The organism is Shinella sumterensis, from assembly GCF_004514425.2.
Taxonomy (GTDB): domain Bacteria; phylum Pseudomonadota; class Alphaproteobacteria; order Rhizobiales; family Rhizobiaceae; genus Shinella; species Shinella sumterensis.
The window spans coordinates 214,265-228,538 of record NZ_MYFN02000001.1 but is presented as its reverse complement, the minus strand read 5'-3'; the positions used below and the strand labels follow the sequence as shown (position 1 = coordinate 228,538).

Sequence of the window (14,274 nt, the reverse complement as noted above, 5' to 3'; positions counted from 1 at the left end):
GGAGAACTGCATGGAATTTCTTTCATCAGAGATCGTCTGGACAAACACTTGCACAGGATATCGACCGACAAAAGCGGAATTATTCCGATCAAAAACGATCGAAAAAACGACTTTAACTCCCGATCGTCGGCAGCGCGGAACAGCTTTTCATAGCCGAACGGCGCCTGCGAACGATATTGCCCGGAGGGCGGGCATCGGCGGGATCAAAATTTTCTATAAAAAGAGTCGATTACATCCCCGACCGGCACCGGACTGCTTGAATCAAACCACCATACCGCGCGCCGTGACGGGCCAGGCCTCCGTCCGAAGCAAACCGTTGCCGATGACGGATATGGCATCGACCATGTTGGTCACAACGCATGCGTGATTTGGCACGATACGGATCTTGTCTCCGACGGAAAGGGCAATCGGCCCGCTGCTCATCAGGCGTCCGTGTTCTTCGGACAACTGGTCGATGGCGATATCGTCGCGACCCAGGACATGCCCGTAGCCCGTCAGCCCGAGAAGATCGGACGTCAGGACTTTCGATCCGGCGTCTATGATCGCCCGGTTCTCTGCGGGCACCGAGACAACGGTCGCCAAGACCGTGAGGGCACAGTCCTCCCATCCGCAGGCGCCGCGGGATACGAGCGACCGGTCATTGTAGACATAGGTACCGGGCCGGTACTCCGTTGTCGTTGGCGCCTCGGCCGCGTGCATCATGGAGGGGGTGCCGCCGGACGTGATGACGGGAACCTTTATTCCCAGGGCCTCGATGTCCGCTTTGGCCACGCGCATGAACGCCTCGACCGCCGCTTCGCCCCCAGCCGGCGGATAGGTCATCAAACCACCGAAAACCAGGCCCGGCATCTTGTGGATATATGCCGCGAGAGACGTGGCCGCATCAGGGGTCAGCACACCGCACCGGTTGGCACCGGTGTCGCATTCCACCAGCACCGTGAGCGGTTGCGCTTCATCGCGGAACGCTGATGAAAGGCCGTCCACGATCGCCACGCTATCGGCCACGACGGAAAGCTTCACGCGTGTCGCCAACGCCTTGATACGCTGAAGTTTCTCCGCGCCGACGATGTTGTAGGTGATGAGAACGTCAGCGATCGAGCGACTACCCGAAACCATCGCCTCGGCTTCGGAAACCTTCTGGCATGTAATCCCGATCGCACCCGCCGCTATCTGCAGATCCGCGATCGCAGGCAATTTGTGGGTCTTGATATGCGGCCGGACGTTCAAGGCGTGGCTGTCGGCATATTCCTGGAACCGACGGATATTGGCGACGGCCACATCGAGGTCGATCAACACGGCCGGCGTCTGTATCTCGGCAATATCAGCTGGCGAAAATGTCACAAGGACCTCCATGCGGTATAGACGGCGAGAGGGGTTCCTCCGCGTCTCCATAATTATCCGTGAACCACTATTGACAATCCATCGGCTAAGGGACTTCATATGTCAATCCGGTAATGCAGACATGTGTCCAATATACTGGATTTAAGAAGCGCTCAGATATCAGGGGAACACGATGAACAATTTCTCACGCGCCGGTATGATTGCGATGGCCGCAGCCACATTCTTCGCCACTCCGGTGCTTGCTGACGGAAGCAAGCTCGATGAAGTGCTCGCACGCGGTCATCTCGTTCTGGGAACCGGCAGCACCAATGCGCCATGGCATTTCAAAAGTGCCGACGACAAGCTGCAGGGTTTCGACGTCGACATGGGACGCATCGTCGCCAAGGCGCTGTTCGGCGATCCCGACAAGATCGAATATGTGAACCAGTCGTCGGACGCACGCATTCCGAACATCACCACCGACAAGGTGGACCTGACATGCCAGTTCATGACGGTGACCGGCGAGCGTGCTCAGCAGATCGCGTTCACCATTCCCTACTATCGGGAAGGCGTCGGCCTGATGCTCAAGGCTGATGGCAAATATGCCGACTATGACGCGCTCAAGGCCGCTGGCTCGTCCGTCACCATCTCGGTGCTGCAGAATGTCTATGCAGAGGCCATGGTGCACGCCGCCCTGCCGGAAGCCAATGTCGATCAATACGAATCCGTCGACATGATCTATCAGGCGCTCGAATCCGGCCGTTCCGACGCCGCCGCGACCGACCAGTCGTCGCTCGCCTGGTACATGACCCAGAACCAGGGCCGCTACAAGGATGCCGGCTACGGCTGGAACCCGCAGACCTATGCCTGCGGCGTCAAGCGCGGCGACCAGGATTGGCTGAACTTCGTCAACACTGCGCTCCACGAAGCGATGACCGGTGTGGAATTCGACTTCTACGCCAATTCCTACAAGACCTGGTTCGGCAAGGAACTCACGCCGCCCCAGATCGGCTTCCCGGTCGAGTACAAGTAAGGCGAATACAAGTAAGCCGAAGCTTACATTCTTGGGACGAAGGACAGCTGTCCTTCGTCCTCCAACCCTATGATGGCAGGATGACGCCATGGGCTATTCGCTCAATTTCGCCGCCGTCTGGCGCAGCTTCGACCAGCTTCTGGAAGGTCTGCTGCTCAGTCTCGGCCTGGCTTTCGTATCGATACTGATCGGCGCGCTTATCGGCCTGCTCCTCGCCTTCGCGCTGATCTCGAAGAGTGCCTGGACCAAGGCACCGGCCGCCGCCTATGTCACCGTTATCCGCAATCTGCCGATCCTGGTTCTCGTGCTGTTTGCCTATTTCGCGCTTCCGCAGCTCGGCGTCCGGCTCGGCAAGATCGAAAGCTTCGTGGCCGTGCTCGCCCTCTATTCCGGCGCTTACCTCGCCGAAGTGTTTCGCGCCGGCCTGCTTTCGATCCCGCGTGGACTGACGGAAGCCGGCCTCGCCATCGGGCTGACGCCGATGCAGATCCGCAGCTCGATTATCGCACCGCTGATGTTCCGAAACGTGCTTCCGTCCCTGTCGTCGACGATCATATCACTCTTCAAGGACACCTCGCTCGCAGCGGCAATCGCCGTACCGGAGCTCACCTTCGAGGCGCGCAAGATCAATGTCGAGACCTTCCGCGTCATCGAGACCTGGATCGTCGCATCCGGGCTCTATGTCGCCACCTGCTCCGTTCTTGCCGCGCTGATGCGTGTCGCAGAGCGCCGGCTTTCCGTTCCGAGGTGATGCCATGACGGAACTCTCCACCTTTCTCGAGCAGGTCTGGCTTGCCCGCGTCGTCATCCTGAAGGGGCTCGGCGTGACCGTATCGATCTCGCTGCTGGCGATTGTCGCAGGCTCGATCCTCGGCGTTTTCGTCGGCCTGTCGCTGGTCTATGGCAACAAGCTTCTGCGCTTCGTCGTACGTGCCTACACCGATTTCATCCGCGGCACGCCGGTGCTCGTGCTTGTTCTGGCCAGCTACTACGTGCTTTCCACCATCGGCATCGAGCTCGGCCCGTTCCAGGCCGGCGTGCTGGCACTGGCCATCTTCTGCTCTTCGCATGTGGGCGAGATCGTCCGCGGCGGACTGCAGGCCATCCCGCAAGGCCAGACGGAGGCTGCCAAAGCGATCGGTCTGACCTTCGTGCAGACATTCGCTTACGTGCTCTGGCCCCAGGCACTGCGCCAGTTCCTGCCCGCCTGGGTCAACACGGCTGCCGAGATGGTGAAGGCCTCGACGCTTCTGTCGGTCATCGGGGTAGCCGAACTTCTGCTTCGCACCCAGGAGATCATTTCCCGCAACTTCATGAGCCTGCAGTTCTATTTCTTTGCCGGGCTTCTCTATTTCGTCATCAACTACAGCATCGAGCGCTTCGGCAAATATGTCGAACGCAAGACCGCCGTTCCGTCCTGAGGCCGCATGTCATGAGCAAGGTACTTCTCGAAATCCAGGGCCTGCGCAAGCAATATGGCTCGCTTGAAGTCTTAAAGGGCGTCGATTGCACCATGCGGGAGGGCGAGGTGATCTCGATCATCGGCTCCTCCGGTTCCGGCAAGACGACGATGCTCCGCTGCATCAACATGCTGGAAGAGTTCCATGGAGGAAGCATCCGTCTGGCAGGCGAGGAGATCGGCTACGAGCAATCCGGCTCGGTCCGCAGGCGCAAGAGCGAAAAGGAAATCGCGCGCCAGCGTGCCATGACCGGCATGGCCTTCCAGCAGTTCAACCTCTTCCCGCATATGACCGCGCTTCAGAACGTCATGCTCGGCCTCGTGAAGGTCAAGAAAATGAGCCGCGACGAGGCCCGTGCTATCGGTGAGACGTGGCTCGACCGCGTCGGGCTCGGCACGCGCGGCGGACATTACCCCGGCCAGCTTTCCGGCGGCCAGCAGCAGCGCGTGGCAATTGCACGAGCGATCGCCATGGCGCCGCAGCTGATGCTGTTCGACGAGGTGACCTCGGCGCTCGACCCCGAACTGGTGGGCGAGGTGCTGCAGGTCATCAAGGGCCTCGCCGCCGATGGCATGAGCATGTTGCTCGTCACCCACGAAATGCGATTTGCCTATGAGGTTTCCAACCGCGTGATCTTCATGAACCAGGGCGTCATCTGCGAGGAAGGCGACCCGAAGGACATGTTCATCAACCCCAGGACCGAGCGGTTGGCCGAATTCCTCAAGACTTCCAGCTTCAACTAAAACAAAAGAGAGATACGACATGACGATCAAACGGTACGGCGCAGGCGAAACCGGCGCTGGCGGACAACCCCTTCCATTCGCACGCGCCGTCGAAGCCGACGGCTGGCTCCATGTTTCCGGCCAGGTGCCCATGGAAAAGGGCGAGATCGTCCGCGGCGGCATCGTCGCCGAGACGCGCAAGGCAATCGAAAACCTGATCGCCATCCTGCACGAAGCCGGCTACGGCGTCGAAGACGTCGTCCGCGTCGGCGTCTGGCTCGACGATCCCCGGGACTTCTGGAGTTTCAACGGGGTCTATACGGAGTACTTCGGCGCAAACCCGCCGGCACGCGCTTGTGTTCAGTCGCGGATGATGGTCGATTGCAAGGTGGAAGTCGATTGCGTGGCCTACCGCGCCGATCGCAAGCAAAGATAAACTGGAGAACAGCATGACCGAGGCCGCAGGCGATAGCGTATCGCGACGCACCCGGGGACTGGACCGCGCCTTCGAAATCCTCGAATTTCTGCGCGTAAAACGCCAGCCCATGCGCCCGAACGAGATCGCCGCCGAGATCGGTGCGCCGCGCTCATCGGTTTATGAGCTCGTCAACCTGCTGCTCAGCCACGGCATGCTGGATTACCAAGGCGGCGACGGACGCGTTTTTCTTGGCCGCCGCCTCTACTTCCTCGGCACGGCCTATGCCGAACAGTTCGATCTCATGCGCGAGTGCGACCGCATGCTGGTTCGGCTTGCCGAGGAGACCCGCGAGACGGCGCAGATGTGCCTTCTCGAAGGCCGGAAATATACGGTCGCCATGATGCGAGAGGGCGTTCGTCCGTTCCGCATTTCCTCCAATGTCGGCGAACTCGTCTCCATCGCCTGGACGGCGTCCGGCCGCCTGCTGGTCTCCCATCTCACCGACCAGCAGATTATCGACCTTATCCCGCCGGAAGACTTCGTTCTTCCCAACGGCCGGCGCATGGATCCGTCTGAATTCATCTCGCAGGTCCGTCAGGCCGACCGGGACGGTTTCTTCACATTCAACAGCGAGGTTGAAAATTTTACGCACTGCTTTGCCGTCCCGGTACGCCAGGCCGACGGCGCCTGTATAGCCACACTGTGCCTCGTCACCCCGCGTGAGGACGGTCTGCGAAATCGGACGGGGTATCTCGAAAGTCTGCTCAGTGCCGCGAATGAAATCTCCGATAAGCTTGGATATCAGCAGATCAGGGACCGATCGACAGCCAGAAGCGGATAACGTCCAGCCCCTGCCCCACTTCCAACCTCCGCAGATGAGAAGCAGCGCGATCCGCCCGTCCGACGGAACCGGCGGCAGCCTGTCGGCATTTCCCTGAAAAGGGAGACCGGATATGACAAAACCCAACGACAGCCGGACCGTCGCGCCGACACCGCAGGTGGAGGATCCTCACCCAAGGCAGCATTTCGGATGGCACACATCCGGCGGCGATGGAACACAAGCAGCCGAAGCCGGACAAAGGCAGGAAAGAGGCTGAGCGCGTTTCCGGCTCTGCCGACAAGCGCCCTCTTGAGCCGGGCCGGAAAGCGGTCAACGCCGAAGCGCCGAGACATCCCAACAAGGGCGCTTACGGCTCCTGAAGCGGATGGCGCGAATGCGGCTTGGTTTCGGCGGAATGGTGCGGCGGTTCGACCGTACGCTGTCTAGAATTTTACGCCGATTGCCAAGCCGGCATGGGTGATGCCATCGTTCGGCCCGTCGCAGAGGTTTGCATGCGAGGAGTGGTCCGCGGTGGCCATGACACTCACAGTATCCGTCACCTTCATACCGAAAGCGACATGCTCGCGGAAAAGGAAGCGACAACCGAGAAGCGGGCCCTCGCCGGAATCAAGATTGCCATTGTGAACCGTACCGCCAAAGCCGGCTTCAGCGAAGAACGTTTCCCCGAGGGGCAGATGCCAGTTCAGACCGGTGTAAACTTGATCGGTACCGGAAGACCCGCCGGAGACGCCGAGCTGGACCCGCGGCTCCAGAAGAACCTTCGCAACGCCACTATGCGTGCTTTCGAACGGTGCGAGGAACACTTCGGCGGAACCGACGAACCCCTTGTCTCCCGATGAATCGCTATCGAGAATCCCGCTTCCGCCGATTCTGAACTCGTCCAGCAACTCTCCCGCCTGAGCAGCCGCCGGCAAGAAAACCAGCGGAGCCACCGCGAGTGAAGCAATCAATCGTTTCATTGCGAGCGCCCCGAATCAACCGCTTCGACTATTGCCCGGAATGCACCCGATGTCACCGTGTTAACCTTCGGGTTACTCGCCGGCGTTTTTGCTCGTGCCCGCGCCAAAATAACACGTGCCGCAAGCTCCATCTTGAAAACGCAAACGACCGAAAATAGATTCTGAATCGGCGCCATCGTGAGCGCCATCCTTGTTGATCACCAACGTTTTCAGTGAGGTAGAAATGAATGCCAAGGTTTTCGATCGGCCGGTATATCTCAAGAAAGGCAGAGATCTGATCGAAGAAATAACGTGCCTGGAAGATGCCATCGACTTTCTCGAAGCGTGGCCTCGAAATGATCGTGATATCGTTCACGACGCAACGCTCAAGACCTGCCACATGGCCTTCGATGGCCTCAAACCCGTCAAAGTCGGGCGTGATGCCATCCGCGCATTCGGCGACAAAAAGGGCATTCTGGTGAAATCGCCCGGTGTGCAGCCGTGGATGATCCGCTCGCGGTCCGGCGGCGGCCGCGTCTCCGCTTGATGCGTCGATGATGATGGGGAGGCTACGATCGTGGCCTCTCCACGGCCGGCGGAACATTCGGCCGCCGGCAGGCCTTTCCCTCAGAAGGAGACCATCATGGCCATTGCACCAGTCGACCCGACCCCGAAGAACCCGCCCGGCATCGTTCCCGATCCGACACCCGATCTGCCCGAGCCGCCGATCCAGGAACCGGACCCTGACGTGCTGCCCGACGAGTTGCCGAACCCGAACCCGGATGAGAACGACGATCTGCCGAAGAGGCTGTAGATCGCCGGCATGTAAGAGATTCGCACAGACTGGAGAAACGCTCCGAAGCGCCGTAAGGGCAATACAAGTGACCGGGAATTTTTCAACTTTCCACCTTTGCAGGATTGATTGAAGACGTCTCGGTTATAGGTATTGTACGCGCGCGTTAAGGGAGGTCTGAATGTCTGACGGGTCAATGTTCCGGCCCGGATCCAACTGCTGGAGTATTGCGCGGGCAGACGATTTTTCGATCATCGTCGATGCCGACGATTATTTCGGTGCGATCCGCAATGTCATGCGAACCGCTCGGCATTCCATATTCCTTGTAGGATGGGACTTCGATGCAGGTACGGCGCTCGGTCGACCGGATGTCGATGACGGCGCGCCGCGCAAGGTTGGCGACTTCATTCTCTGGCTGGCACGCCAAAATCCCGATCTCGAGATCAGAATACTCCTGTGGAGCCCCGCACTGCTCGCAAGTTGGATGAGGCCATCCAACCTGCCCTACCTCCTGCGATGGAAATGGCATCCGCGGATTTCCGTGAAACTGGATGGAAAACATCCCGTCGGGAGTTCCCACCATCAGAAGATGCTGGTCGTCGATGACGAAATAGCCTTCTGCGGGGGAATCGATGTCACGCTGGACCGTTGGGATACGCGCGACCATCTTGACGACAATCGGCTACGGCGCCGGCCGAGCGGCGCACCTTACGGACCATGGCACGACGCCTCCAGCATGTTCACCGGCGAGGCGGCCCGTGCCCTGGCAGAACTTTGTCGCATGCGATGGCGGCGCGCCGGCGGCGATGAAGTGCCTCAGGCTCCGTCAAGAGAAACCGTTATCGACAGGCCGAATGCGGGCTTCTCGTTCGGTTCGGTGAACCTGGCCGTTGCCCGCACGGAGCCCTTGCATCTCGACGAGGGCCGGGTCGTCGAGATCGAGAAACTCTATCTCGACATGATCGCCGCCGCCCGCACATTGATCTACGCGGAAAGCCAGTATTTCGCGTCGCGGGCGGTGGCCCAGGCAATCGCCCACCGGCTGGCCGAGCCTGATGGTCCGGAGGTCGTGCTCATCAATCCCATCGCCTCAGACAACTGGCTTGGCGCGCTCGCGATGGACACCGCCAGAGCACGCTTACGGGAATCGCTGAGACGGCACGATCCGCACAACCGGTTCCGGATGTATCACCCGGTAACCGTGCGCAAGCAGCCGATTTACGTGCATTCGAAGCTGATGATCGTGGACGACGCGATTGTGCGCGTCGGCTCCTCGAACATGAACAACCGGTCCATGCGCTTCGACCGGGAATGTGATGTCGCATTCGAAGCCGGCGGCTCTGAAGAGAAGCGTCATCGGATTGCGGCGTTCAGAAACGACCTGCTCGCCGAACATCTCGGCGTGTCCGTTCACACCGTGGCGCAGGAAGCGGCGCGGTCCGGATCCCTGATCGCTGCGATTGAAACGCTCCGCACATCGCAGCCGGGACGCACCCTGATCCCTTACCAGACGCCCGATGTTTCTGATCTCGAGAAGTGGCTCGCCGATAATGAAATCTTCGATCCGGAAGGACCCGAGGAGATGTTCGAAACGATAGCACGCCGTGGCTTGTTTCGAGGCGGGCTGCACTTGCCGCGTCGGTGGCGAAAGCGCGAAGGCTGAGCCGGTGTCCTTAGCGCGCGGGCGCTCACGTCCCGAATATCTCCCGCGGAGCTATAATCTTTCGCTGAGATGGTCGCGAACCGCCGCCAGCTGGCGCATACATATATGCCATCGGTCGCTTGTTATTGGAGCGGACCCTTACGCAAATAGCTCTCGACGAACTTTGCGACGAAGGCCGCCGCGGCTTTGTTGTCCTTGAGGACGGCAACGGTCTGGGGAATTTCGGAAAACGCATCAGGCAGTGTGCGAAATGCGGGATCCCCGAGCGCCGTGGGTTCGAGGGACTGCCTCAGCCCTGCAGCAGCATCGCTTCCGCCGGCTCTCAGCATCTCCACCGCCGCCGATGGGGTTTCGACGTAAACGATCGTCGCGTGTTTTACCTGACGTTCGATCTCTTTGGTGTAGGCGGCGCCACGAGCGGCCGCTATGCGACGGCCTGAAACATCCATGTCCGCCACGGATTGGGTATCGGACATCTCGGGCACCAGGTAGGTTGCCGTTACAAACGTGTAGGGCGGGGAAAACGCGAAGCGATCCGTCCGCGATGGATCTGCCGCAATCAGGGCGATATCCCATTCGTTCCGCTCCGCCGACGCCAGAATTGCTGCCGCCGACGGATATTTCACGATGGAAAGCGGGCAGCCGGCTTCGTCTGCCAAAGCGCTTGCCAGATCGACGCTCGGTCCGGTCGGCACCCCTGTGCGTTCATCGATACGGACAAGGGCGGCATTGCTGCCGTTTACCGCCGCGCGGAGCGTGCCGATCGGTGCCAGTTCGGCGAGAACGCTGTCCGGGATCGCCATCAAGCCCGCCCCGCAAACCTGCCCGCCAAGGCTTCCGCACCGCGCGCCAGCACGGCGACATCGACGCCAACCGCCGTGAAAAGCGTTCCCAGCTCCATGCACCGCGCTGCGAATTTCTCATCCGGCGTGAGTATTCCGGCCGGCTTTCCGAGCCTTTTGAGCAGCCCGATGGCCTTCTCAATGGCCTCCACCACTTCCGGGTGGCCGGGCTGTCCGGGATAACCGAAGCTCGCGGCAAGATCCGCCGGGCCGATGAAGACGCCATCCACGCCATCGACCGACGCGATGGCTTCGATATGCGCCATCGCGTCGCGTGTTTCGACCTGGACGAGAACGCAGAGCTCCTGCGCTGCCTGCTGCGCATAATTCTTCACCCTGCCGAAGCGCGTGGCCCGCGTCAGCGCCGAAACGCCCCTGATGCCTTCGGGCGGGTAGCGGGTCGCCTCGACGGCGGCCTTGGCTTCTGCTGCGTTCTGGACATAGGGAATGAGCAGCGTCTGCACGCCGATATCCAGAAAGCGCTTGATGAGGACCGGATCATTGATCGCTGGCCGCACGACGGGCGCGACATCATAGGCGGCAACGGCCTGCAACTGCGGCAACACCGTCAGCACGTCGCTCGGGGAATGCTCCGTGTCGAACAGCAGCCAGTCGAACCCGGCCGGCGCGACGATTTCAGCCGCATAGCTTCCCGGAAGTCCGCACCAGAGGCCGAGCTGGCTTTGGCCTGCCTGCAGCTTCGCTTTGAATTTATTGACGGGAAGATCCATCTGCCACCTCACAGAAACGAAACGCCGATAGACCCGACCGGGCCGTAGTCGGCCTGGATAACGTCACCCGCGGCGATATCGACGGGGCGCGTGAACGAGCCGGCCAGCACGATCTGCCCCTTCTTCAGGCCGCCGCCAACGGCATGCAGCTTGTTGACGAGCCAAGCGATGCCGGCTGCGGGATGGCCCATGATCGCCGCCGACACACCCGACTCCTCGATAATGCCGTTCTTCGACAGCGTCGCGCCGACCCAGCGGATATCGATATCCATGGGTCGAATGACGCGTCCTCCGACCACGATGGCGCCGAAGGCTGCGTTGTCGGCGATCGTATCGGTGATCGCCCGCGGCACTTCCGTGCGATAGTCGATGATCTCGAGTGCCGGCACGACGAATTCCGTCGCGCGCATCACGTCGTAGATCCGGGTGCCCGGCCCCGAGAGGTCCTCGCCCATGATAAACGCCAGCTCGACTTCAAGCCGCGGCTTGATGAACAGATCCGCCTTGATCTGCGCGCCGTCGTTATAGAGCGCGTCGTCCAGAATGACGCCGTAGTCCGGCTCCGTCATCTTGGATGCCATCTGCATGGCACGGGAGGTGAGGCCGATCTTGTGGCCGACGACCCGGGCGCCGCGGGAAATGCGCGACTGCGCCCAAAGCGCCTGAATACGATAGGCGTCCTCGAGGTCGAGATCGGGATAGGTCTTGCTGGGCTGTACGATCGGCTTTCGCTCGGTCTCCGCCTTCAATATGGCGTCTGCCGCCGCCTGACGTTGCTCTTCGGTGATCATGAACTGGCTCCGGGCGTTCGTTACTTGATGGGCGGGCGCGGCAGGACCGCCTCGCCCGGCTCCATGACATAGGTGTAGTCGAGCGAGTACCATTCGCCCTCGATGTCGCGGTCCGTCGGATGCGGTTCGTCATGACGGACGAAGTCCCCTGTGAGCGCGGCGGTCACGCCGAACTGCACATCCGATGCGATATGCGGGTCGCTGGGATCGAAGACCTGCGAAATGAGCGTCTTGTAACCCTGCCTGAAGATCAGGGCGTGCAGGTGTGCCGGCCGATACGGATGACGGCCTTGCGCCTTGAGCATTCGACCGACGACACCATCGACGGGAATGGGATAGCCCACCATCTTCACGGTGCGGAACCAGAAGCGCCCGTCCGCATCGGTCAGGAACTTGCCGCGCAAGTTCATCTCCGCCTGGTCGGGATCCTGGTTTTCGTAAAGACCCACAGGCGATGCGTGCCACACATCCACTTCGGCGCCGACGATCGGCTTGCCCTCCCGGTCGACGACGCGGGCATGCACGAAAAGCGGCGTACCGGGCGTATCGGAACGAATGATCGTTCCGCCGTTTTCGACCCGTGGAGAATTCAGGCGCCAGAACGGACCAAGAAGCGACTGGGACGTCTCTGTCTGCCCCTTGTCACCATTGTTGAGCAGGCAGACGAGCGAGGAAACGCCCAGCGAGCCCGACATCAGCACGAACTCGTTGTGACTGTCGGTCTGAAGCTGCCCGATTTCGTTCAGGATGGCGGTGGCGTCGCGAAACTCCGCCTCCGTCAGACGCACTTCGCGCACGAAGGCATGAAGATGCTTCACGAGGGCCACGAGGATTTCGCGCGTCCTTGGGTCGGACGTCTGCTGCATCGCCGCCACCACGGCGGGCGTTACGTCGCTTTCAGTTTTAATGACCATATGCCACCTCCCGATAGCGAACCGATACAGCGATAATCGATTATTTGTCAAGCGATGGAGGGCGACATGGCCGTTTTCAATCCGCGGACGAACAAAGGTGATTCAGCACCTCACTGATTTAATTATATTTACGTAAGCTGACTCACCGGCGTCCACCGAAGTCGCACAACAATTTTCCTGACAGTTGACAAGAATAATCGTTTATCCTATCCATCATCGACGACGGACGATTTCCGTTCGGGAGGATCGAATGAAGCAGCAGGTCGGCGCAATAAGCCCAGCCGAGATCGGCAGTTTTTCCGACGACGGGAAAAACACGATCGGCAGCCAGCTTGCGTCCCGGCTGCGGGAAGCCATCATTTCCGGCAGCCTGGAAGCCGGCAGCAAGATCAATCTCGACAAGGAACGGCAGGCGTTCAATGTCAGCCTGAGCCCGTTGCGCGAAGGATTGGCGCGCCTGATCTCGGACGGCCTGGTCGAGTTCGAGGACAATCGCGGCTATCGGGTTTCCCCCGTCTCGCTGGCGAACCTTGAGGAAATCACAGTGCTTCGCGAGGAGTTCGAGGTTTTCGCGCTCAAGGAATCCATTCGGGTCGGCGACGTGGAATGGGAGGGCAACGTCATGCGCGCCCTTCATAAGCTGAACCGCGCCGAGCGCGATGCGAGCAAGCCGGAAACGCTGGAACATTGGGAGGCGGTCCACCGGGACTTCCACCTCACCCTGATTTCAGGCTGCGGAAAGCCGCTTCTTCTGCATTTCTGCAAGACGCTGCTCAATCTCAACGATCGCTACCGCCGGACATTTCTCAAGCAGACGTCCGGCGACCGGAATGTGAACCAGGAGCATAGCGAGATCGCACAGGGCGCGGTCGCCCGCGACAGCGATTATGCCGCCGACAAGCTGCGCCAGCATATCCATCGCACGGGGACCAATCTCCTGGCCCACCTGGCCCGCACCGGAGCGGTACGATGACGGACGCCCGGCAGATGCAGGAAAGCCCGCTCGGCGTCGCGCATTTCTCCGCGATCCAGTTGCCGCCGCACGAATTCGTCCGGCAGGCGGCGGCGGCCGGGTTCAGCGCCGTCGGGCTTCGGCTTCATCCCGCTTTCGCCGGCGCGCCCTACTACGAACTGCCGCAGGGCAGCCGGGCCGCATCGGAGTTCCGCACCCTGCTCGACAGTGAAGGCATGAGGGTTTTCGATATCGAGTTCTTCATTGTCGGCCCGGATTTCAACCCGACCGCCATCGAACATATCGTTGCGGCCGCATCGGATATCGGCGCCAGAAGGCTATCGACCTGCGGCGACGATACGGATCGCAGCCGGCTCGTCGACAATTTCAATGCTTTCTGCCAGCTCGCCGGGCGGTACGGCATGGCTGTCGACATCGAAAACATGGGCTGGCGCGCGGTCAGCAGCTACAGCGACAGCGCCGCACTCGTCCATGCCTGCGGGCAGGACAATGCCGGCGCCCTGGTGGATGCCATCCACTTCTTTCGCAACGGCGGAAGCGTCGATGAGATCGATGTCGATATCGTGCGGCACGTTCAGCTTTGCGATGTGGCCGGACCGCCGCCGGAGGGCGCCGAAGGCATGATAAACGAGGCGCGGGCCGGACGGTTGGCGCCGGGCGACGGAATACTTGCGCTCAAGGACCTGGTTGCCAAGCTTTCCGGCAAGGCCGCGATTTCGGTCGAAGTGCCGCTGGTGGGTGACACACCGGCGTCGGCGCATCTGCGAAATCTCAATCTGAAAGCACGCGAAATTCTACGAGCAGAAACTTAGACATTCTGGATCTGGCGCGGTGG

Annotated in this window: 17 protein-coding genes; 11 read left to right on the top strand and 6 right to left on the bottom strand. The window is 60.7% G+C overall.

The annotated features are described in order from the left end of the window. Positions 1-261 precede the first annotated feature (261 nt). Positions 262-1,353 carry a D-TA family PLP-dependent enzyme gene (locus B5M41_RS01100; protein WP_134650341.1) on the bottom strand — a complete coding sequence of 364 codons (1,092 nt, stop codon included), beginning with the start codon at positions 1,351-1,353 and terminating at the stop codon, positions 262-264. Positions 1,354-1,513: 160 nt separating this feature from the next. On the opposite strand from B5M41_RS01100, the gene B5M41_RS01095 reads away from it, so the two are divergent. The 6 genes from B5M41_RS01095 (at position 1,514) to B5M41_RS01070 (ending at position 5,794) form a co-directional block, all read left to right on the top strand. Continuing rightward, on the top strand, positions 1,514-2,353 hold the full coding sequence (locus tag B5M41_RS01095; RefSeq protein ID WP_134650342.1) for a transporter substrate-binding domain-containing protein: 840 nt from the start codon (positions 1,514-1,516) through the stop codon (positions 2,351-2,353). Between the two features lie 88 nt (positions 2,354-2,441). Continuing rightward, entirely contained in the window at positions 2,442-3,104 is a 663-nt protein-coding gene (locus B5M41_RS01090; protein WP_134650343.1) for an amino acid ABC transporter permease, read from the top strand. Positions 3,105-3,108: 4 nt separating this feature from the next. Beyond that, a complete protein-coding gene (locus tag B5M41_RS01085; protein WP_134650344.1) occupies positions 3,109-3,774 on the top strand; it encodes an amino acid ABC transporter permease in 666 nt (221 codons plus the stop codon). A gap of 11 nt (positions 3,775-3,785) precedes the next feature. Next, the gene (locus B5M41_RS01080; protein ID WP_134650345.1) at positions 3,786-4,556 is read left to right on the top strand and encodes an amino acid ABC transporter ATP-binding protein; all 771 of its coding nucleotides are present in this window, start codon (positions 3,786-3,788) and stop codon (positions 4,554-4,556) included. Between the two features lie 19 nt (positions 4,557-4,575). Further along, positions 4,576-4,971 carry a RidA family protein gene (locus B5M41_RS01075; protein ID WP_134650346.1) on the top strand — a complete coding sequence of 132 codons (396 nt, stop codon included), beginning with the start codon at positions 4,576-4,578 and terminating at the stop codon, positions 4,969-4,971. A 13-nt stretch (positions 4,972-4,984) separates the two neighbouring features. After that, positions 4,985-5,794, top strand: a complete 810-nt coding sequence (locus B5M41_RS01070) for an IclR family transcriptional regulator (protein ID WP_134650347.1) — start codon at positions 4,985-4,987, stop codon at positions 5,792-5,794. Positions 5,795-6,216: 422 nt separating this feature from the next. On the opposite strand, the gene B5M41_RS01065 is transcribed toward B5M41_RS01070, so the two are convergent. After that, entirely contained in the window at positions 6,217-6,753 is a 537-nt protein-coding gene (locus tag B5M41_RS01065) for an acyloxyacyl hydrolase (protein WP_134650348.1), read from the bottom strand. 223 nt (positions 6,754-6,976) lie between these two features. Between B5M41_RS01065 and B5M41_RS01060 the strand changes: the two genes are divergently transcribed. From B5M41_RS01060 to B5M41_RS01050, 3 genes are all read left to right on the top strand, one after another. Next, a complete protein-coding gene (locus B5M41_RS01060) occupies positions 6,977-7,279 on the top strand; it encodes a DUF982 domain-containing protein (RefSeq protein ID WP_134650413.1) in 303 nt (100 codons plus the stop codon). 96 nt (positions 7,280-7,375) lie between these two features. After that, complete coding sequence (locus tag B5M41_RS01055; protein ID WP_167719228.1) at positions 7,376-7,546, top strand: hypothetical protein; 171 nt, start codon at positions 7,376-7,378, stop codon at positions 7,544-7,546. Positions 7,547-7,706: 160 nt separating this feature from the next. Further along, positions 7,707-9,188, top strand: a complete 1,482-nt coding sequence (locus B5M41_RS01050; RefSeq protein WP_134650349.1) for a phospholipase D-like domain-containing protein — start codon at positions 7,707-7,709, stop codon at positions 9,186-9,188. Between the two features lie 122 nt (positions 9,189-9,310). On the opposite strand, the gene B5M41_RS01045 is transcribed toward B5M41_RS01050, so the two are convergent. Genes B5M41_RS01045 through B5M41_RS01030 form a run of 4 tightly spaced genes read right to left on the bottom strand, consistent with a single transcriptional unit; the run spans position 9,311 to position 12,466 of the window. Beyond that, entirely contained in the window at positions 9,311-9,991 is a 681-nt protein-coding gene (locus B5M41_RS01045) for a transporter substrate-binding domain-containing protein (RefSeq protein WP_134650350.1), read from the bottom strand. Continuing rightward, a complete protein-coding gene (gene hpaI, locus B5M41_RS01040; protein WP_134650351.1) occupies positions 9,991-10,761 on the bottom strand; it encodes a 4-hydroxy-2-oxoheptanedioate aldolase in 771 nt (256 codons plus the stop codon). The genes B5M41_RS01045 and hpaI overlap by 1 nt, the downstream gene beginning before the upstream one ends. A gap of 8 nt (positions 10,762-10,769) precedes the next feature. Further along, positions 10,770-11,552 (bottom strand): 2-oxo-hept-4-ene-1,7-dioate hydratase, encoded by a 783-nt coding sequence (gene hpaH / locus B5M41_RS01035; protein ID WP_134650352.1) that lies wholly within the window; start codon positions 11,550-11,552, stop codon positions 10,770-10,772. 20 nt (positions 11,553-11,572) lie between these two features. Further along, positions 11,573-12,466 (bottom strand): intradiol ring-cleavage dioxygenase, encoded by an 894-nt coding sequence (locus B5M41_RS01030; RefSeq protein ID WP_134650353.1) that lies wholly within the window; start codon positions 12,464-12,466, stop codon positions 11,573-11,575. A gap of 250 nt (positions 12,467-12,716) precedes the next feature. Here B5M41_RS01030 and B5M41_RS01025 point away from each other — a divergent pair, with 250 nt between their 5' ends. Beyond that, positions 12,717-13,439, top strand: a complete 723-nt coding sequence (locus B5M41_RS01025; protein ID WP_134650354.1) for a GntR family transcriptional regulator — start codon at positions 12,717-12,719, stop codon at positions 13,437-13,439. Continuing rightward, positions 13,436-14,251 carry a sugar phosphate isomerase/epimerase family protein gene (locus B5M41_RS01020; RefSeq protein WP_134650355.1) on the top strand — a complete coding sequence of 272 codons (816 nt, stop codon included), beginning with the start codon at positions 13,436-13,438 and terminating at the stop codon, positions 14,249-14,251. The genes B5M41_RS01025 and B5M41_RS01020 overlap by 4 nt, the downstream gene beginning before the upstream one ends. Positions 14,252-14,274: the final 23 nt, after the last annotated feature.